This window comes from Methylosinus sp. H3A (assembly GCF_015709455.1).
GTDB lineage: Bacteria > Pseudomonadota > Alphaproteobacteria > Rhizobiales > Beijerinckiaceae > Methylosinus.
In genome coordinates this window covers 67,432-87,092 of the sequence record NZ_JADNQW010000004.1, presented here as the reverse complement: position 1 = coordinate 87,092, position 19,661 = coordinate 67,432, and the positions used below count along the sequence as shown (strand labels likewise).

The 19,661-nt window shown below is 59.9% G+C and carries 12 protein-coding genes and 10 pseudogenes; 10 read left to right on the top strand and 12 right to left on the bottom strand.

The window, feature by feature from the left end:
• Positions 1-276 precede the first annotated feature (276 nt).
• Positions 277-1,092: pseudogene (locus IY145_RS02515) on the bottom strand (transposase); the annotation flags it as partial.
• A 275-nt stretch (positions 1,093-1,367) separates the two neighbouring features.
• Between IY145_RS02515 and IY145_RS02510 the strand changes: the two are divergent.
• The 6 genes and pseudogenes from IY145_RS02510 to IY145_RS02485 all read left to right on the top strand — a co-directional run.
• Positions 1,368-2,039: pseudogene (locus IY145_RS02510) on the top strand (IS256 family transposase); the annotation flags it as partial.
• Between the two features lie 216 nt (positions 2,040-2,255).
• Complete coding sequence (locus IY145_RS25275) at positions 2,256-4,070, top strand: tetratricopeptide repeat protein (protein WP_210332598.1); 1,815 nt, start codon at positions 2,256-2,258, stop codon at positions 4,068-4,070.
• Positions 4,021-4,389: a DUF6165 family protein gene (locus tag IY145_RS02500; protein ID WP_210332597.1), complete on the top strand. Its 369-nt coding sequence runs from the start codon at positions 4,021-4,023 to the stop codon at positions 4,387-4,389. The genes IY145_RS25275 and IY145_RS02500 overlap by 50 nt, the downstream gene beginning before the upstream one ends.
• Positions 4,390-4,537: 148 nt before the next feature.
• On the top strand, positions 4,538-4,657 hold the full coding sequence (locus tag IY145_RS26535; protein WP_409455282.1) for a type II toxin-antitoxin system VapB family antitoxin: 120 nt from the start codon (positions 4,538-4,540) through the stop codon (positions 4,655-4,657).
• A 98-nt stretch (positions 4,658-4,755) separates the two neighbouring features.
• On the top strand, positions 4,756-5,427 hold the full coding sequence (locus IY145_RS02490; protein WP_196406767.1) for an IS6 family transposase: 672 nt from the start codon (positions 4,756-4,758) through the stop codon (positions 5,425-5,427).
• Positions 5,428-5,690: 263 nt separating this feature from the next.
• Positions 5,691-8,804, top strand: coding sequence for an efflux RND transporter permease subunit (locus IY145_RS02485; protein ID WP_196406766.1), 3,114 nt, complete (start codon positions 5,691-5,693; stop codon positions 8,802-8,804).
• 251 nt (positions 8,805-9,055) lie between these two features.
• On the opposite strand, the pseudogene IY145_RS02480 reads toward IY145_RS02485, so the two are convergent.
• A pseudogene (locus IY145_RS02480) lies at positions 9,056-9,178 on the bottom strand (IS256 family transposase); the annotation flags it as partial.
• An 18-nt stretch (positions 9,179-9,196) separates the two neighbouring features.
• Positions 9,197-9,868: pseudogene (locus IY145_RS02475) on the bottom strand (IS3 family transposase); the annotation flags it as partial.
• A gap of 102 nt (positions 9,869-9,970) precedes the next feature.
• Here IY145_RS02475 and IY145_RS02470 point away from each other — a divergent pair.
• Positions 9,971-10,609, top strand: a pseudogene (locus IY145_RS02470) (IS3 family transposase); the annotation flags it as partial.
• A 184-nt stretch (positions 10,610-10,793) separates the two neighbouring features.
• On the opposite strand, the gene IY145_RS02465 reads toward IY145_RS02470, so the two are convergent.
• Entirely contained in the window at positions 10,794-11,579 is a 786-nt protein-coding gene (locus IY145_RS02465; protein ID WP_196406764.1) for a class I SAM-dependent methyltransferase, read from the bottom strand.
• A gap of 382 nt (positions 11,580-11,961) precedes the next feature.
• Positions 11,962-12,078, bottom strand: a pseudogene (locus tag IY145_RS26530) (Mu transposase domain-containing protein); the annotation flags it as partial.
• A 229-nt stretch (positions 12,079-12,307) separates the two neighbouring features.
• Between IY145_RS26530 and IY145_RS02455 the strand changes: the two are divergent.
• A pseudogene (locus IY145_RS02455) lies at positions 12,308-13,006 on the top strand (transposase); the annotation flags it as partial.
• A gap of 39 nt (positions 13,007-13,045) precedes the next feature.
• Here IY145_RS02455 and IY145_RS02450 read toward each other — a convergent pair.
• Entirely contained in the window at positions 13,046-14,248 is a 1,203-nt protein-coding gene (locus tag IY145_RS02450; RefSeq protein WP_196406422.1) for an IS256 family transposase, read from the bottom strand.
• A 586-nt stretch (positions 14,249-14,834) separates the two neighbouring features.
• On the opposite strand from IY145_RS02450, the gene IY145_RS02445 reads away from it, so the two are divergent.
• Together IY145_RS02445 and IY145_RS02440 are read left to right on the top strand one after the other, a co-directional pair.
• The gene (locus IY145_RS02445) at positions 14,835-15,533 is read left to right on the top strand and encodes an F-box protein (RefSeq protein WP_196406763.1); all 699 of its coding nucleotides are present in this window, start codon (positions 14,835-14,837) and stop codon (positions 15,531-15,533) included.
• A gap of 482 nt (positions 15,534-16,015) precedes the next feature.
• Positions 16,016-16,372: pseudogene (locus IY145_RS02440) on the top strand (IS6 family transposase); the annotation flags it as partial.
• A gap of 17 nt (positions 16,373-16,389) precedes the next feature.
• Here the strand turns inward: IY145_RS02440 and IY145_RS02435 are convergent.
• The 6 genes and pseudogenes from IY145_RS02435 to IY145_RS02415 all read right to left on the bottom strand — a co-directional run.
• Positions 16,390-17,118: pseudogene (locus IY145_RS02435) on the bottom strand (IS256 family transposase); the annotation flags it as partial.
• Between the two features lie 102 nt (positions 17,119-17,220).
• Positions 17,221-17,622 carry a type II toxin-antitoxin system VapC family toxin gene (locus IY145_RS02430; protein ID WP_246721717.1) on the bottom strand — a complete coding sequence of 134 codons (402 nt, stop codon included), beginning with the start codon at positions 17,620-17,622 and terminating at the stop codon, positions 17,221-17,223.
• A complete protein-coding gene (locus IY145_RS02425; RefSeq protein WP_196406761.1) occupies positions 17,622-17,870 on the bottom strand; it encodes a type II toxin-antitoxin system VapB family antitoxin in 249 nt (82 codons plus the stop codon). The genes IY145_RS02430 and IY145_RS02425 overlap by 1 nt, the downstream gene beginning before the upstream one ends.
• Positions 17,871-18,151: 281 nt before the next feature.
• The gene (locus IY145_RS26525) at positions 18,152-18,373 is read right to left on the bottom strand and encodes an ATP-binding domain-containing protein (protein WP_409455286.1); all 222 of its coding nucleotides are present in this window, start codon (positions 18,371-18,373) and stop codon (positions 18,152-18,154) included.
• 48 nt (positions 18,374-18,421) lie between these two features.
• A pseudogene (locus tag IY145_RS02420) lies at positions 18,422-19,305 on the bottom strand (helix-hairpin-helix domain-containing protein); the annotation flags it as partial.
• The gene (locus IY145_RS02415; RefSeq protein WP_246721716.1) at positions 19,295-19,651 is read right to left on the bottom strand and encodes a WGR domain-containing protein; all 357 of its coding nucleotides are present in this window, start codon (positions 19,649-19,651) and stop codon (positions 19,295-19,297) included. The gene IY145_RS02415 and the pseudogene IY145_RS02420, both read right to left, overlap by 11 nt.
• Positions 19,652-19,661: the final 10 nt, after the last annotated feature.

The following is a 19,661-nucleotide window of genomic DNA, read 5'->3' as shown; positions in this document are numbered from 1 at the left end:
AATTTGCGACAGAGCCCGAGCCCGAGGCAAATTCGGTTCTGAGCCAAACGGCAATTTTTAGAATCAGCCTCTCGCAGCCTTGCCTTGTGGAGCTTCGAGGCGAGCGGCGGCACGCCCGCGTTCCGCGAATTGGCGCGGCCTGGCGACGGAAAGGCGCTCTCGCGCTTTCTATGAAACCGGCTCATGAGAAGATAGATGACCGGCGTCGTATAGAGCCGTCAGGAGCTGGCTGAGCGCCAGCCCTCCGACGATCGTCACTATGAAACGCATGCCGAACACCGTCGCGCTTTGCGTGCCGATGCTGCGGAGCAGGACAAGCGCTTTGATCATTCGCTGCGCTTCCTCGGGCGCCTCCTCTTCGAGAACGGCGTCACGCTGAGTTTCGAGGGCCGAGATCTGCGAGAGAACCAATTCGAGCCGCTCGATGATGCAAACGATCTTCGCTTTGGCATGCTCCGGCAGCGGTTGATCCAGCGCCGTCCTCAACGCTTCCAGCCGCACCCGTCGATCGCGACGCAATGGATTGTAGTCCTCCACTCCCACCGTCGCCAGTATCGCGCCAATCCGATTGGTCAGCATGATGCGCTCGCGGACGAGCTCCTCGCGTTCTCTCGATGGTCGCCGTGCGTCCTCTTCGGCTTCCTCGGGAATCATCACCATCGAGCAAACGCGCGGCTCGCCTCGTAGCCAGGCCATTAGCGTTCGAAGCAGAAGATCGGCGTCGATCTTGTCCGACTTCGCTCGCCGCTTGCGCCGTTCCACGGGAACGCTCGACGGTTGGATGACATGGACCTCGACGCCACGCGCCATCAGCCAGCGCGCCAGCCAGAAGCCGCCATACCCAGCCTCATAAACCACGATCACGCGATCGATCTCTTTTCCGAACGCTGCGGCGCGGCGACGGTAGCCCTCGATCGACGTCGCCAGCGCTGCGGTCGCCGGCTCGATCGTCTGCTTGGCCTTGATATTCCCGAGCCCAGGCACATGCGCAGCCACCACCCAGCTCTTGTTGCTGGTTTCCACAGCCATGATGAGCGTCGCGTCATAATCCACGGCCACCGTCGGCAATGCCGATGAAATTGTCTTTCCCATGAGATGGCGTTCCCTGATGCTTTTGCGGCTATCAGGATACCCTCCCGGCCGCCGCTACGCCCTCATGGGATCTGGATTTGGGCCTGACATCCACACATGAGCGCGAGGCAAAAACCCATATTTCAATGAGCGCCGATTTCGGACGATGCGTGCTTGTTTTTCTAAGCTCTATAACTCCGCTAGACAAACTATGTTTTTACCCTTACAGGTACGATCGCGTATGCGCCGCGCCCGATGACCCGGGAAACGATCCTCAAACGCAGCGGACGAACGCGATGGGCGCGACGCCGGAGGGCAAGAAGGAGCTGGTCGGCTTTCAGACGGGCATTCGGGAGAGCGCGCAGAGCTGGAAGGAACTGCTCGTCGACTTGAAGAGGCGCGGCTTGGCGGTCGCGCCGGAGATCGCCGTTGGCGACGGCGCGCTCGGCTTCTGGAAGGCTCACGACGAGGCTTTCCCGAAGACCCGCCATCAGCGTTGCTGGGTGCACAAGACGTTGAACGTCCTGGACAAGCTGCCGAAGTCCGTTCAACCGAACGCCCACAGGGATCTGCGCGAGATCTGGCAGGCGCCGAGCCGCGCGGCGGCCGAGGCGGCGATGACGACCTTCGCCGAGAAATACGCGCCGAAATATCAGAAGGCGGTCGACTGCCTGCTGAAGGATCGCGACACGCTGCTGACCTTCTTCGACTTTCCCGCCGAGCATTTCGTGCATCTGCGGACGTCGAACCCGATCGAGAGCGTGTTTTCGACGGTGCGTCATCGCACGGTTCGCATGAAGGGCGCGCTTTCGCAGGACACGGCGCGCCTCATGGTTTTCAAGCTCGTGATGGCGGCGTCGAAAAATTGGCGGCGGCTGAAAGGACAAAATCAGTTGCCGAAACTCATCGAAGGCGTCACATTCCGCGACGGAATCGAGATCGCCCGCGAAACCAAAACCGCCGCTTGATCCGCCCCGTCACCTAAAATCCGGCATAGCTCGGCGAAAGCCCTGCGCCCTTCCCGCAGACAGGTGACCGGCTAGCCAGGGGCAGCATAGCATTGATCATGGCGGGTATGGTTCCCCTGAACTGGCGCGGATCGGCTTCGACAACAAAACCCTTCACCAAATCAATGTTTCGAGCCACATTCACCAGCAAGGCGGGTTGGCTTTGGAGCTATCGAAATGTCGCGTTACATGCGGTACACACCTTCCCCTTCGACACAGATCTCGGATCGCCTGTTCCGAGCTATCGACTTTCATCAAAATGGCCTTCTATCTCATGCGGAGAAAATATACCTTTTGATTCTTGCCGAAGATGCGGCGCAAGTCACCGCATTGCATTTGCTCGGCGTCATCATGATCCAGACAGATCGTCTGGAACGCGGCATGGAGCTCTTCGATAAGGCGCTGTCGATCAAGCCCGATGACCCCGACATGCTCTACATCCGCGGCAACGCGCTCCAAATGCTGAAGCGCTTCGAAGAGGCGGTGACATCCTACGACAAGGCCATCGCCATTGCTCCCGACTACGCCGACGCGCACTTCAATCGCGCCAACACGCTCCAGATGCTCAAGCGGCTCGACGAGGCAGTAATGTCTTACGACAGAGCACTGTCGATAAATCCCGACTATGTCGACGCGGTCATCAATCGCGGTAATGCTCTCCAGGAGCTCGGCCGGCTCGACGGGGCATTGGCGGCCTATGACAAAGCGCTGTCGATAAAGCCCAGCTATGCTGTCGCCCTCGTCAATCGCGGCGGCGCGCTCCAAGAGCTGAAACGGTTCGCCGAAGCGTTGGCGTCTTACGACCATGCGCTGTCAATCAAACCCGACTTCACGGAGGCTCATTATAATCGCGGTAACGCGCTCCTAGAGCTCAAGCGGCTCGATGAGGCGTCGGCCTCCTACGACAAGGCGCTGTCGATCCAGCCCGACTATGCCGACGCCCTCTACAATCGCGGATTGCTCGCGCTGCTCCGAGGCGACTTCATCGCAGGATGGTCTGGGTATGAAAGCCGATGGGATCGCAAAAAAGCGCCAAGGAGAGGCCTTTTGATTTCGTGTCCGACATGGGGCGGCGAGGACGTCGTGGGTAAGAGAATAATCGTGTACGATGAGCAAGGCCTAGGAGATGTAATTCAATTTTGTAGATATTTTCTATATCTCGCTGCATCTGGAGCGGACGTAACATTCTTTGTGCGCTATCGCTTGCTGGGTTTGATGCGTCACTCTATCGCGGGCGTCCGGTTCGTGCCCAGTCTTCCTGAAGGCGAGGCCTTCGACTATCAATGTGCTTTGCTGAGCCTTCCGTTCGCCTTTGGAAGCCGTCTAAAGCTTCCGCCTGGGGAAACGCCTTATCTGCGCGCGGAAGTGGAACGCGTACGGAAATGGAAAGCGAGGCTTGGAGGCCAAGGTTTTAAGATCGGGATCGCTTGGCAGGGTAGCAAGGCGGGGAAGATCGACAACGGGCGATCATTTGCGCTCGCGGAGTTTCTGGCGATATCGCGGCTGCCGAACGTGCGGCTGATTTCGTTGCAGAAGAACGAGGGAGTCGAACAGCTACGCGAATTGCTCGAAGGCATGACGGTCGAGACACTCGGTGACGACTATGACGCAGACGATGATGCGTTTGCTGATTCGGTGGCGGTCATGGAAAGCTTAGACCTCGTCATCAGCTGTGACACATCGATCGCGCATCTTGCGGGCGCATTGGCGCGGCCGGTCTGGTTAGCGGTCAAATACGTTCCGGACTGGCGCTGGATGTTGGACCGGACGGATAGTCCCTGGTATCCGACGATGCGTCTTTTCCGCCAACAGACGAGGGACGATTGGCGTAGCGTCTTCTCGGATATTGAAAGCGCATTGCGTGAGCTGATGGACAAAGAGCGTCAGCGAACGAAGAAACGCGAACTCGCCACGCCGCGGGCGCCGGTTTCATGGGGGCGAGTTGATCGACAAAATCACGATTCTCGAAATCAAGAGCGTCGAGATATTTGAGCCCGCGGCGCGCGCCAACGTGCAGAAAGAACTGCTTCTGTTGCAGGAAATCGTAGATATGCATGGAGGTTGCGAGGAGATTTTGAATCTTAAGGACAACCTGAAAACCGTCAACAGCACACTGTGGAAGATAGAAGACGCTCTCCGCGAAAAAGAGGGCCGACGAGAATTCGACGCGGAGTTCATCGAACTCGCTCGATCCGTCTACAAATTCAATGATGAACGCGCGCTTCTCAAACGACGAATCAATGACGTTCTCAAGTCGGAAATCGTCGAGGAGAAAAGATTCGTCGCAAGCATTACAGCGGAGGCACGTTAACATCACCATGCGAAAGGTCGCCGGCTAGCAGAGCCTCGCCGAGCGGTCCTCCGATCAGCCCATTGATCTTGCCGCTTGTCAGGAGCCACGGGCTTGAACGCGGGGTCGAATCCGAATATACCTCGATTAGGATATGCGTATATAAAATATGAGGTATCCTGTGGCCTATAGCATCAAAGACCCGGAGACCGACGAACTCATTCGCAAGCTCGCGAAAGCGAAGGGGAAGCCCATCGTCGACGCCATCCGAGATGGCTTGCGCCAATGAGCTCCAGCGCGAGCGGGAGAAAAAGGGCTCTGTCGCGAATTTTTCTCGCGGGCCGGTTGGGGCTATGATCGCCGGGCTGGGGCAGGCGGAATAGCGTGATGATCGATTTCAAGGGCAGCCATTTTGAACGCGACGTGATCCTGTGGGGCGTCCGCTGGTATGTGGCGTATCCGATGAGCTATCGTCAGCTCGAGGAAATGATGGAAGAGCGCGGCGTCGAGGTCGACCATTCCACGCTCAACCGCTGGGTCGCCAAATACGCGCCTTTGCTGGAAATGGAGTTTCGTGCTCGCAAGCGCGCTGTCGGGTCGAGCTGGCGTCTCGATGAGACCTATGTGAAAGTCAAAGGCTGCTGGAAATATCAGTATCGGGCGGTCGACAAAGCGGGTGCGACGGTCGATTTCCTTCTGACGGCCAAGAGGGATTGCAAAGCCGCGTTGCGTTTCTTGGGCAAGGCGATCGGCCAGCACGGCGAGCCGAAGAAGATCACGATCGACAAGAGCGGAGCCAACACAGCGGCGATCGAAAGCTACAATGAGGAGCGTGAAGCGGACATCGAAATCCGGCGCATCAAATATCTCAATAATATCGTCGAGCAAGACCATCGAGCGGTGAAGCAAGTGACGCGTCCGACGCTGGGTTTCAAATCATTTCGATCGGCTGCCGCGACGCTTTCTGGGATCGAGCTGATGCACATGATCCGAAAGGGGCAGATGCGAACGACGAACGAAATGCGTCCCGCGCAGCAATTCTATTCCCTTGCCGCCTGAGTCACGTCATTCTCGGTCACCCGTCGCGCCTATAGACAAATTTCGCGACAGAACCAAAATTCGCGACAGAGCCATCAGACCCGCCTCGCCATGCCAGCCGGCGTTGTCGAGGACGAGCACAGGATCCTTGCCAAGCCCTTGGACTGGGGCTATGCACACCATCCTACTAGATTTTGGGTTCGGCTCAGCGACCCGCTGGAGAAGCACGAGCGGCGAAAGGCCATACGGCTTCACAGTCTGCCGCCGCGTCTCGGTTTTCGACAATGGATTTTCTTCAAAAAGCGATCACCCGGCCCGTGGCGACGACGCTCCTGACCCTCGGCTGCATGCTGCTGGGTCTGAGCGCATTCTTCTATTTGCCGATCGCACCCTTCCCGCAGGTCGACTATCCGACGATCTATGTCACAGCGACCATGCCGGGCGCAGGGCCGGAGACGATGGCGTCCTCCGTGGCGACGCCGCTCGAACGTCACTTGGGCAGGATCGCCGACGTTCGGGAAATTTCATCGTCCAGCATCTCCGGCATGTCGTCGGTCTTCCTCGAATTCGGGCTCGCCCGCAGCGTGGATGGCGCGGCGCGCGACGTTCAGGCCGCGATCAATTCGGCGCGAGTCGATTTGCCGGCGACGTTGCGCGCCAATCCGACTTACACCAAGGCCAATCCGGGCGAGAATCCGATCTTTATCCTGGCCTTGACCTCGTCCAAGCTGTCCCAGAGCGCGATCTATGACGCCGCGACTGTCGTTCTGCAGCAGAAGCTCGCGCAGGTGGACGGCGTCGGGCGCGTCCTGATCGTCGGCTCCTCTCTTCCCGGCGTTCGCATCGAGCTCAACCCCGGTCTCACTGCGAAATATGGAGTAGCGCTCGAAGATGTCCGAGTGGCGATCGCCGCCACGAATGTCAGCCATCCGAAGGGGGCGTTGGAGTCCAACGAGAGCCGGCTGCAGATCTACGCGAACGACCAGATTTTCAAGGCCGCCGATTACCGAGACATCATCGTCGCGACCCGCAATGGCGGACCGGTTCGTCTCGCGGACATCGCCGACGTCGCCGATTCGGTCGAGGATCTGCGCACCATGGGCCTTTGCAATGGCGCGCCCGCGGTCCAGGTCATTCTCTATCGCCAGCCGGGCGCAAATATGGTCGAGACCGTCGATCGCGTGCGCGCGCTGCTGCCCGCCCTCTCCCATGCCCTGCCCGGCGATCTGCAGATCGACGTCGTTCAAGACAGGACGCTCACGATCCGCAATTCGCTGCGCGAACTCGAGCTCGCTCTGCTGATCGCCATCGTCCTCGTCGTCGTCGTCGTCTTCCTGTTTCTACGCGATGCGAAGGTGACGCTGATCTCCACCATCACGATCCCGGCGACATTGTCGACGACCTTCGCGCTCATGTACGCTTTCGGCTATTCGATCAACAATTTGTCGCTGATGGCGCTCACCATCGCGACAGGCGTGATCGTCGATGACGCGATCGTCGTCGTCGAATGCGCGATGCGCCGCATCGAGGCCGGGGCGCATCCTTTCAACGCCGCGATGGAGAGCGTGCGAGAGGCGGCCTTCACGATCATTGCGATGAGCCTCTCGCTCGTCGCGGTCTTTCTGCCAGTGTCGTTTCTCGACGGCGTCATCGGACGCATGCTGCGTGAATTCGCAATCGTGCTGACGGTTGCGATCGTCGTCTCGATGGTTCTGTCCCTCACGACGACCCCCATGTTATGCGGCCATGTTCTCCGCATGCGCGCGCAGGACGCCAGACCCAGCGAGCGTCTGTGGGGTTGCTTGACGAAGGCCTATTCATATTCGCTTTCCGCGATGATCGCGCGTCCGGTGTCGACAATGGCGGCGTTGAGCAGCGTCATCGTCCTCAATCTCTATCTCTTTGCGGCAATCCCGAAGAGCCTGTTTCCCTTCCAGGACACGGGACGCGTGCGCGGCACGATCATCGCCGATCAGAGCGCCTCCTACACAGTGATGACGCGCAAGCTCGAGCAGACGATCGGAGTCTTGCAGAAAGATCCGGACGTCTTCGCTGCGACTGGAACGATCGGCGGAAATCTCAATGGGCCGACGTCCAACAATCGCGCCGACCTTCTGGTCTGGCTGAAGCCACGCGGGACGCGACGCGTGTCGGCCGATGAGGTGATCGCACGATTGCGCGCTCCCTTGCGGCAAATAAGCGGAGCGACCATCGCGCTTCGATCCGTTCAGGATCTCGCTTTCACCGTCGCGTCGGGAACGGCGAATTACACCTATATTTTGAAGTCCGACGATCTCGGCGCGCTACGCTTTTGGGCGCCACGGCTGACGGAGGCTCTCGCGGCCAGCGGTCGGCTGCTCGATGTCGTCTCCGATCAGCAAGACAAGAGCCTTCAGACGCGGCTCGAGATCGACCGCGTCGCCGCCGCGCGCCTCAATCTCACTGCCGCCGATATCGACAATGAGCTCTACGACGCCTTCGGCCAGCGTCATGTGTCGACACTCTATGCGGCGCACAATCAATATCATGTGGTCATGGAGCTCGCTCCCCAATTCGTCGGTCGGCCGCGATCGCTCGAGAATTTCTTTTTCGTTCCTCCCGGCTCGGGGTCGGGCGTCGAGAGCCGTGGCGCGACGCCGGTGGCCCGAGCGCCCGCCCGCGCGGCCCCGCTCGCGCAACTCGGACGGCTCACACCGGTCCTCGCGCCGATCGCCGTCAATCACTGGGCAGGATCGGCGTCGGTCGGGATCTCATTCAGCCTTCCTCCGACCGAATCTGTCGCCGGCGCGGCGTCCTTCATTCGGGAGACTTTGGCGCGCATCGGGGCTCCGCCATCGATTCATGGCGAGCTGTTCACGCCGACAGGCCCGTTCGAAGGGATATTTGGAAGCTACGGATTTCTGATCTTCGGAGCGATCGCGGTGGTGTACATCATCCTCGGCGTGCTCTACGAGAGCTACGTCCATCCGATAACGATCTTGTCGACGCTTCCGTCCGCGGGCGTCGGCGCCGCGCTCGCGCTCTTGTCGACGAAGACCGAGCTGTCGCTATTCGCCATGATCGGGCTGCTCATGTTGACCGGCGTGGCGATGAAGAACGCGATCATGATGATCGACGTCGCGCTCGCGGCGCAGCGCTCTACCGGCCTCGACGCGGCGCGAGCGATAGAGCTCGCCTGCGTCGAACGGCTTCGGCCGATCATGATGACGACGGCAATCGCCTTTTTCAGCGCTCTGCCCCTGGCGCTCGGCAATGGGGAGGGCGCCGAAATTCGCCAGCCCCTCGGAATATCGATCGCTGGGGGCATTCTTTCGAGCTTGCTGCTCACTTTATACACCACCCCGGTCGTCTATGTGCTCATCGACCGGCTGTCGCGAAGCCGTGCTGGCAAATCCTGAATGTCGCATGTCCACGCATAGGGACGTGGCCGAGTCTTTGCGGCCGTCATGCGCCGAGTCGGAGAACTGTCGCGTTTCGACGAGACCTACTTTGTCGTGCTGATCGTTGCGTTATCGTGTTCTTCGAATACGGTGGACGCACTCATCAAATGAGCTATTTTAGCTCTGTCGCGAATTTTTCGATCGTGTCCCAGAGCGTGGTGTAGCTGGATCGAGGCGGCCACCGGGATTTCCGGCTTTGGCCGGAATGGTCAGGCGGTCACGGCGGACAGCCTGACGATGGGATCATCGCTCAAAGACGCGATGGTTTCCAGCGTCATATAGCGACCGCGCTGCACGGCCCATTCATCGTTCGTCTCGAGCAGGATCGCGCCTGACGTGCCCCCGAAGTTTCATCCAGCGGCGATTTGAGTCCCGGCGGTTGATACGCCCGCGGGCGTGGGGTGAGCAACAGGCGATCGGCGGAGCTGGTCCGGATTGCGCAGCCGATCGCCTGTTGCGGTGAGCGCGGCCGCATAGTCCGCCGGCGTCGCATAGCCGAGGGAAGAGTGCGGGCGCCGGTGGTTATAATCGTGAACCCAAGAGCGGACTTTCTCTCTCGCATGGTCGAGGCCGAAGAACAGCGTCTCGTTGAGCAGCTCGTCCCGCATGCGGCCGTTGAAGCTCTCGCAGAAGCCGTTCTGCATCGGCTTGCCGGGCATGATGAAATGCCACTCCACCTCGTTCTCCTCTGACCAGGACAGGACGGCGTTCGAGGTGAACTCCGTCCCATTGTCGGAAACGATCATGCCGGGCTTGCCGCGCCTTTCGATCAGCGCCGACAGCTCGCGCGCCACCCGCTTTCCGGAGATCGACGTGTCCGGGGTCGCAGCCAGGCATTCTCGCGTCGCGTCGTCGACGATGTTGAGGATGCGGAATCGTCGGCCGCTGGCGAGCTGGTCGTGCACGAAGTCGAGAGACCATCGGGCATTCGGCTTCGCCTCGACGAGAATCGGCGCCCGGCCGCCGCCGCGGGCGTGCCGTCGCGCCGTCCGCGCGTCGCGTCCTGTCGTCCGGCATAGGCGTGCATCGAAAGGCACGATGCACGCTCCGCTACGCTCTCGTATCGGCTGCAACGCGCGGTCAATGGTCGCTGACTCTCACCTTATTTGGCGCGCGGCAGGCCGAGGCCGAACACGACAAAGCCGGCTCCGGGGCACAAGATCTTTCCGTATCTTCTACGCAATCTGAAGATCGAGCGGCCGAATCACGTCTGGGCGAGCGATATCACCTACATTCCGATTGGTCGCGGCTTCCTCTATCTCGTCGCGATCATCGACTGGGCTAGCCGGGCAGTTTTGTCGTGGCGGCTCTCCAATACGATGGACGTTTCGTTTTGCATCGGGGCGCTCGAAGACGCTCTGGCCAAACACGGCCGGCCCGAGATTTTCAACACCGATCAGGGCTCGCAGTTCACCTCGGCCGCCTTCACCGGCGCGCTGACCGCGGCTGAGATCAAGATCTCCATGGATGGCCGAGGCCGCTGGATGGACAATGTTTTCATCGAACGTCTATGGCGCTCGCTCAAACATGAGGACGTCTATCTCAAAGGCTACGCCGACGGCGTCGAGGCGAAAATCGGGCTCGCCTCGTGGATGGAGTTCTACAATGAGCGGCGCCTTCATCAGGCGCTCGGATATCGGACGCCGATGGCGTTTTGGCGCGACGGCATGGCGGATACGACGGCTGTGGACATGATGGACAACGCTGACGCGTTGACCACATTCCCACAGCAACAGCAGCAGACGAAGCCTTTGGCAGCGTGATAAAGGGATCGGAAGCGGTCCGGATTCCCAACTAACAAGCTGGCTCCAGCGGTCCCGCTACGCGGGTCCATTTCAGATCAGTATTCGCCGGACAATCGGCGGTGCCTAGCGTCCCGAAGGGTTTTATCGAAGCCCCTTGTGCGCGTCGGCAGCCTGTTCCTTTGCGCCGCCTGAGAGTAGGGGGTCATTTTCTGGCGATCACGAACGCATAGTCGGGTATTCGCTCACGGGGCAGATGCTCCCGCCAAAACGCCCCGCTTTCAAGGTCTCGTCGAAGAAGGTTCAAACCTGCATCAAGTTCAGCGGGTCGGCAGAGGTTTCTGAATTGGGACATGTTGTCTCGAATTTTTTTCTTGAAATATATCTCTGGAGCATATTTGCCGGAATATATAAACAAATCAACCGGCCCTTCCGCGACGAAATAAATTTGGGTTTCCTCAATCTTGAATCCCGCGTCCAAGAGCCGAGAGTGGATATCGGCTTCTGACAACAATGAACGGGCGATGGAGTCGATCATGTCCGGAAAATAGCGGCCTAACCACCAAGTTCGCACCAGATCGGGCATTGGCGCAAAAATGATCAACCGTCCGGCGGAAAGCGCCCTGTAGGCTTCATGAAATACACGCGAAGCATCAAGAAAATGCAACGCGTTCACAATGATGGCGCCGGAGAGAGCGTTGTCCTGGATCGGAAGCTCCTCCGCCCGCCCCAGCGCCCAACTGACGCTTGACTTGTGTCCCCTGGCCTGTCGGAGCATCGTCTCCGAAATGTCGACCCCGGTCCAGCAGCCTCCCCTTTGCGCTAAAGCCGCAGCATAATTTCCCGAGCCGCAGGCGATATCGAGAAATGTCCCACCTCGATCGACTTCCAGAACAATCGCCAATACGCCGACTATGCCAGGCTCCGCCCGTCGCGTTTCTGAATAGCTCTGTCCGACGACATCATAATGCTCCACGTGGACCGGCAACATAATTCCCTCCTGAAACAAATAGCCAATATTGCAATTCGCGGCAGCATTCGTTTGCGTTCAAGATCGTTTCTGCGTGAACGCGTCGGAGGTTTCATCACGGGATCCCGCCGACAAACCCAAATTAATCTATAGGAAATATATGTCAATGAAGGCAGCGACGTCACAAGGCTCGGCCTGCGCAGCCAGGGCGAGGAAGGTGGGCACGGCGCCCCCGCCGTCTGGCGCAGCGACGTGACATGGGAGTCGCAGGGGCTCTCCAATGCGCCAGTGGGGGTTCTGTCGCAAATTTTTACCCAGGGGGACTGGCCTGGGTTATGAACCGCCGGATATAGAGCCTGACCCATTCGCATCCGCGTGCTTCTCCAGCGCTTTTAGATGCCGTAACACTGACGGGGCGATTGGCGAACGAAGCCGGCACGCTGTAGCGGTTACGTTCCAAATGGATCAGGCATGTCGGCGAGACCCGCTTGGAGTGTTCGACGAAGCCGTCGAATGGCCGCGATGGCTGTATCAGTTGCGGAACCTCCTCGCGCCAAGCCTCGCCGATCCTCGAGTCCTCCGGTTGATCCGGATGTGGCTCGAAGCCGGCATCTTGGAGAGCGGCAAGTGGCATGAGACGGACAGGGGCACGCCGCAAGGAGAGCCGGCCTCCGAAATTCGGACGGTAGCGTGAGTGGATTTTCTGCCTGACAGCGGCGAGGATTCTCGCTGCGAATCAGGAGCATTCGATGACGAAGAAGAGCCGCCGGACGCATTCTCCGGCGTTTAAAGCGAAGGTGGCTTTGGCCGCGATCAAGGGCGAGAAGACCCTGTCCGAGCTGGCGCAGCAGTTCGACGTTCATCCGAACCAGATCACGACCTGGAAGGGCCAGCTTCTCGAAGGCGCGGCGGGCGTTTTCGGTCAGGAGCTCGCGGCGCATGTGCTCGCGCTCATCCGCGAGGGCGAACGGATCTTCGCCGACGAAACGACGCTGCCCACGCTGAGCCCTGGCGCCGGGAAGACCAAGACGTCATGGTTGTGGGCCTATGCGCGGGATGATCGGCCGTTCGGAGGCGCGGGACCGCCGATGGTCGCCTATCGGTTCGAGGGGAGCCGATCCGGCGATTGCGCGGCGCGCCACCTGGGCGACTATCGCGGCATCCTGCAATGCGACGGCTATGCGGGATATCGCAAGCTCGCGGGCGCTCCTCAATCCAACGGGCTGCGTCTGGCCGGATGTTGGGCCCATCTGCGCCGCCGGTTCTTCGAACTCCACGCGAACGGCGAGTCGATCGTCGCGACGGCGATGGTGGAGCAGATGAAGCTGCTGTGGGCCGTCGAGGAGGAGGTGCGTGGTCAGCCGCCGCAGGCGCGCCTGGCGGCGCGAAGGGCGACGTCGGTCGATATCGTGCAGGCGTTGTTCGATCTCTGGGAGCGCGAGCTGCCGGGGACTGTCAGGAATCTTGTGTGCGGGGCCGGGTTTCCATCACGCCGCGACGAAGCGATCGTCGAACATGATGGCGAATTGATTTTTCGCCTCGCACCATTCGCGCGGCGCCATTTTCCACTCCCCGGCGACTTGGCGCAAGACGAGATAGAGGAGCTTCATCGCCGCATCGTCAGTCGGAAAATGCCCTCTCGTCCGCACGGCGCGCCGCAGCTTCGCGTTCAAGGATTCTATGGCGTTCGTCGTGTAGATGATCCGCCGTACCGCGATCGGAAAGGCGAAAAACGGGATGACCTGCTCCCAATTGCGCCGCCAGCCCTGCGCGATCGACGGATATTTCTTGCCCCAATGGCCGCCGTCGAAGGCCTCCAACGCCTCTTTGGCCGCCTCGGCGGTCGGGGCGCGATAGATCGTCTTCAGCGCGGCGGCGATCGCCTTGCGGTCCTTGTATGAGGCGAATTCCATCGGGTTTCGAATGAGATGCACGATGCAGGTCTGCACGGTCGTCTGCGGAAACACCGCATTGATCGCCTCCGGAAAGCCCTTCAGGCCGTCGACCACGGCGATCAGTATGTCGCCGACGCCGCGGTTCTTCAGCTCGTTCATCACCCGAAGCCAGAATTTGGCGCCCTCCGAGGTCTCGATCCAAAGCCCCAGAATGTCCTTCGTTCCGTCCGGCGTGACGCCGAGCGCCACATAGACGGCCTTGTTGCGGACCAGGCCTTCGTCGCGGATTTTGACGCGCAGCGCGTCGAAGAAAACCAAGGGATACATCGCCTCGAGCGGCCGGTTCTGCCATTCGGCGACGGTCTCCAGCACGGCGTCGGTGACTGTCGAGATCAGATCGGGCGAGACTTCCAGGCCGTAGAGCTCGAGCAAATGGCCCTGGATCTCGCGCACCGTCATGCCGCGCGCATACATCGACACGATTTTCTCGTCGAAGCCGGGAAAGCGGCGCTGATAGCGCGCGATCAGCTTGGGATCGAAGCTCCCCTCCCGGTCCCGCGGGACCCTGATGTCGATCTTCGACGTCTCGGTCAGCACGGTCTTCTTCGAATAGCCGTTGCGGTGGTTCGCCTTGCCCGCCGCCGCTTCGCTCTCGAGATGGTCGTCCATCTCCGCGTTCAGAACCCGTTCCGCCAGCGCCTTCTTCAGCTCATCGAACAAGCCATCCTTGGAAAAAACCTCCTTCGGATCGCGTCCCGACAGCAATTGGTCCAATGTGCCCTTCTTGATCGCCATAGCCCGCCTCCTGCGGTTCTACTATGGCCCCACACACAAGATTCCTGACAGTCCCCAGGTTGACCCCCAATCGGCGCGGAGGCCATAAAAATATACTGGAGCAATCAACGGCTTGGTTTCGTGACCCCTTGCCGATTGGGGGTCAAGGCGTCGAGCCGATTCACAGCCTCGAAAAGCCGCATTGACGGGAAGGCGCCTCCAGAAATGACATCGCCATCGCAACCCAGTTAATTTATCGGTCCCCTCCGAACCGAGGTCAACTGCCGCGCCCGCCGTCCACAGCCGATCGATGTGCTGCGGCTGCACCGGATTACGCTCGATCTCTCGCGTGGCAGCAGCACGCTCTCATCGGAGGACAAGGCAGCCGTTGAATTTGGCGACGAGGGTCTTGCCCGGAGGTAGGTGACAGGGCGGAAAGCGGCAGGGTAGGATCGTTCATGGTGGGACGTGGCGGCTTCGAAACAGCGCGAGTTGGATTCGAAACCGAACTCGAAGCTAGTTTAAGGCTCTGCAACACTCCCGCCAACCGACGCTGAATTTTCCGGGTTAGGACCCATGCGCGCTTTTCTCGAAGGAGGCCTTGAACATGGAGAGACTCCCGAATGAGCTATGGACCAAAATTTTTACCTACCTGCAAGACCCAAACGACTTAAAGGCCGCTATCCTAACCTGCAAGACGTGGAGAGGACTCGCCGAGGGTGCCGTGTATTCATATCCGCATGAATTTCCGCAGATTACGAGAGTAAAGCTACTCGCGGATATCACAAATGCCTCAAGGGTTGTAAATACGTTGGATGCAAAAATTAACACACATGGCCAACAGGCAAAGAATATGAAAGGATTAAAGGACGCAGTTCTTTGTATAAAGGCGGATCTTGTTGGCGTAATTGAAGCGCGGAATAGACTTCCTCCTCTGTTAGCGGGATGGTCAGAAATCATCGATGAATTAGTAAAGAGCTGCAAAGAGCTAATGAAGCGGCTGGCGATGTTTAGAGGCGCTATTAGCGCCTACTTGGTGCGGGGTCCCGACGACGCTGCCATGCAAAGCACGCAGCTAAGGTTGGACTGTCTAATTGACAAGGCCAGTCTGCAATTTCAGAACGTGGATAGATTCGTGATCGAACCCTTCAACGAAATCGTAAAAGTGTGCCAAATCATTGGACTGCTGCTACAGCAAAAATGTAAGGAGAAGAAACCTCTAATGGATCGGCGGGCCTTCATGAGGCTGAAAATACGCGACGGTGATAATTGGAGGGAGGTCTATTCTTTTTATTCCAAGGAATAGATTGCGTCGAAAGCCGATGGAAGTGTCGTTGTTCGCCGGAAAGAGGAATGCGCGACGCAGGTTGCAACATATCTTCTCGGAGACCATCCGGTCGGCGCTCATCTCGCCGATCAGTTGCTTCTGCCCTGGCGCTCGGCGCGGTCGGCGCTTTTGTCACCTGCGCGCCGTCGCCGCATATGCTGACGAATGTCGCGATCATCGAGGCATTTCTCGGCGAGAAAATTACCGCGACGGACCTTGGAAGCGGCAATTGGCGCGTTCTGATTCGATAGGAGGTGGCGGTGCATGCGGTTGCGAATTCCGACGCAATCCGGCCGAGGATTCCGATTTCGGCCGGCGTTCCGATTTGAAGTCGGCTACCATTCCGAACTGAAGCCGGCCACCGGGAGGCCTTCCGGTCCTCTTTTGGGGCTCTGTCGCGAATTTTTCTCGCGGGCCGGTTGGGGCTATGATCGCCGGGCTGGGGCTGGCAGAATAGCGTGATGATCGATTTCAAGGGTAGCCATTTTGAACGCGACGTGATCCTGTGGGGCGTCCGCTGATATGTGGCGTATCCGATGAGCTATCGTCAGCTCGAGGAAATGATGGAAGAGCGCGGCGTCGAGGTCGACCATTCCACGCTCAACCGCTGGGTCGCCAAATATGCGCCTTTGCTGGAAATGGAGTTTCGTGCTCGCAAGCGCGCTGTCGGGTCGAGCTGGCGTCTCGATGAGACCTATGTGAAAGTCAAAGGCTGCTGGAGATATCTGTATCGGGCGGTCGACAAAGCGTGTGCGACGGTCGATTTCCTTCTGACGGCCAAGGGGACTGTCAGGAATCTTGTGTGCGGGGCCAGGTTTCCATCACGCTGTGACGAGCGATCGTCGAACATGATGGCGAATTGATTTTTCGCCTCGCACCACTCGCGTGACGCCATTTTCCACTCCCCGGCGACTTGGCGCAAGACGAGATAGAGGAGCTTCATCGCCGCATCGTCGGTCGGAAAATGCCCTCGGGTCCGCACGGCGCGCCGCAGCTTCGCGTTCAAGGATTCTATGGCGTTCGTCGTGTATATGATCCGCCGCACCGCGATCGGAAAGGCGAAAAACGGGATGACCTGCTCCCAATTGCGCCGCCAGCCCTGCGCGATCGACGGATATTTCTTGCCCCAATGGCCGCCGTCGAAGGCCTCCAACGCCTCTTTGGCCACCTCCGCGGTCGAGGCGCGATAGATCGTCTTCAGCGCGCCGGCGATCGCCTTGCGGTCCTTGTATGAGGCAAATTCCATCGAGTTTCTAATGAGATGCACGATGCAGGTTTGAACGGTCGTCTGCGGAAACACCGCATTGATCGCCTCCAGAAAGCCCTTCAGGCCGTCGACAACGGCGATCAGAATGTCGCCGACGCCGCGGTTTTTCAGCTCGTTCATCACTCGAAGCCAGAATTTGGCGCCCTCCGAGGTTTCGATCCAAAGCCCCAAAATGTCCTTCGTTCCGTCCGGCGTGACGCCGAGCGCGACATAGACCGCCTTGTTGCGGACCAGGCCCTCATCGCGGATTTTGACACGCAGCGCATCGAAGAAAACCAAGGGATACATCGCCTCGAGATGCGGCGTTCGGCCGCCTGCCGCAACACTGCGGTCGGGCGCGCCCAAATTGGCGGCGGTCACGCCTGAACCGGCGCCGGGGCGTCGAGAATCACGGAGGCCTCAGCGCCTCACGAAATCATTGATGTCGGTCTGTGAAAAATCATTGCCCTTGAACAATAGCGGCGCCCGATAGGCGCGCGCGCAGGCGTAGGCGAAGCAATCGCCGAAATTGAGGTCGGCGGGATGGCGGCTACGGCCATATTTTTCGAACGCCTTGAGCGCTACGGCAACCATGCTCTCGGTAACGGGAACGATCCGCACGGCCGCTTCGTCGAGCAGGTCACGAAGCGTGTCTTGGGCCTGGTCGGCCGTCATCTGACGCGCGTTCATAAGCCGCGTGCAGGTCTCGTAGACGGCGAGCGGCGAGGTATAGGGCGACTTGGACGCCGCGATGCGCTCGGCCATTGCCGGGCCTTCCGGCTCTTGCAGAAGGATCGCGAGAAATGCAGACGCGTCGATCATCATTTCTCGTCCCGCCACATTTCATCGAAAAAATCTTTGTGGCTGGCGTGTCGATCCGCCCGTTCGGGGAAAGCGGCGACGCGAGCGACGAGCGGCTGGACGCGCTCCCACAGGCTCTTTTTCTCCCGCTCGCGCTGAAGCTCATTGGCGCAAGCCTCTCGGATGGCGTCGACGATGGGCTTCCCCTTCGCTTTCGCGAGCTTGCGAATAAGCTCGTCGGTCTCCGGGTCTTTGATGCTATAGGCCACAGGATACCTCATATTTGATATACGCATATCCTAATCGAGGTGTATTCGGATTCGGCCCCGCGTTCAAGCCCGTGGCTCGGGGCTCGAAGCGAGCCCCGGTTCTCGGTAGGCGAAACTTGGCGCGCCGCTGGGGGCGAAGCCGAGCGCTCGTTCACGGCTTGCCTCGAGGCGATGGCCGTCCCCCAACCATTTGGAGCGCCGATCGGCATCGAGACCAACCGATTCAGACAGAAGTGCGGATCGAACCGAACCGGTCCGGAATTTCGGCGCGTCACATCGTATCAGCGCGCCAACCACTCCCGGAGCTTCGTCCATCTCTTTCTGCCGGCGCCGCTTCTGACCGCGATCGCCAGCGCCCGGCGCTGACCGACGATGACGACGAGACGCTTGCCGCGCGTGACCGCCGTGTAGAGGAGATTGCGCGCCAGCATGGTGTAATGCTGGGTGGCCAGCGTGATGACGACGGCGGGATATTCCGAGCCCTGCGACTTGTGGATCGTCATCGCATAGGCCGGGACCAAGGCGTCGAGCTCGCCGAACGGATATTCCACCGCCGTGTGAAGGCCGCGCAGGAAGATGCAGGGCTCGCCGCCGATCGTGTCGCCGGCGACTTCCGCGCCGGCGAGCTCGTGATCGAGCGCCGTCCGCACGATCTGCTTGTCGACGTCGAGCAGCTTGACCGCCAGCGTGAGCAGACTCTCGACCGGAAGCCCGCAGTGACCGTCGTCGGTCGCCTCCTGCAGCGCGAAGGACACGCCGGCGCGCCGCGCTGCGGCGCTTCTTTGCCGACGCCCATCTTCATCGCCATGGCGTCGGCGGTCCGAAAGCCGATCCCGCGAATATCGCGGGCGAGCCGATACGGGTCCTCGGTCATGACCCGAATGGCGTCGAACCCATAGGTCTTGAAGATGCGTACCGCTCGTGACGTCCCGACACCATGCGAATGCAGGAACACCATAATGTCGCGCACGGCCTTCTGCTCGGCCCAGCCAGAGGCGATCTTATTGGCCCGGAACTCCCCGATTCCGGACACCTCTTTCAACTTTTCCGGGGTCGCTTCGATGGTTTCGAAGGTCGCCACGCCGAATGCGGCGACAATTCTCGCGGCGAGCTTGGGACCGATGCCCCGGACCATGCCGGAGCCCAGATATTTTTCGATGCCTTCCGCCGTCGTCGGAGGCGTGGTCTTCAGAAAATCAGCTTTGAATTGAAGCCCATGAGCTCGGTCGTTGATCCAGACGCCGACGGCATGAATATATTCGCCCGCCGAAATCGACGCGGCGTGGCCGACGACCGGCACGAGGTCGCGCTTGCCGCGCGTTTTCACCTTCAGAACCGCGAAGCCATTCTCCTCATTGTGGAACGTCACGCGCTCGACCGAGCCGACGAGCGTTTCCCGCGAAACCGCGCTTTGCGATGGCTGTTCAGGTTTCAAGGCGAGGCTCGGGCGCTTCGAAAGGCTTCGCGCCGTTCGATAATCTTACCGTCGTCAAGAGCGGCTGCGCCGCCGGCGATGCGTCGACGACGCGATACTCGACGCCACAGCGCCGAACGGCGCCTTTCCGACGGCGCAGCCCGTCGCGCACATAGGCGCGAGCCTCGTCCTCCGATCCGAATTCGCGCGCGAATGTTCGCCCCCGACAGCCGATCCGGCCGAACGAGATGCGCACGATCCACGCTCCGAACAGATCGCGCCCGGCCTCGACCCGCCACGAACGGTGGCGGTTCGCATCCGGATTTCGGCCCTGCAACGCAATCGCGATCTCGTCCATCGCCGCCATGCCGGCCCTC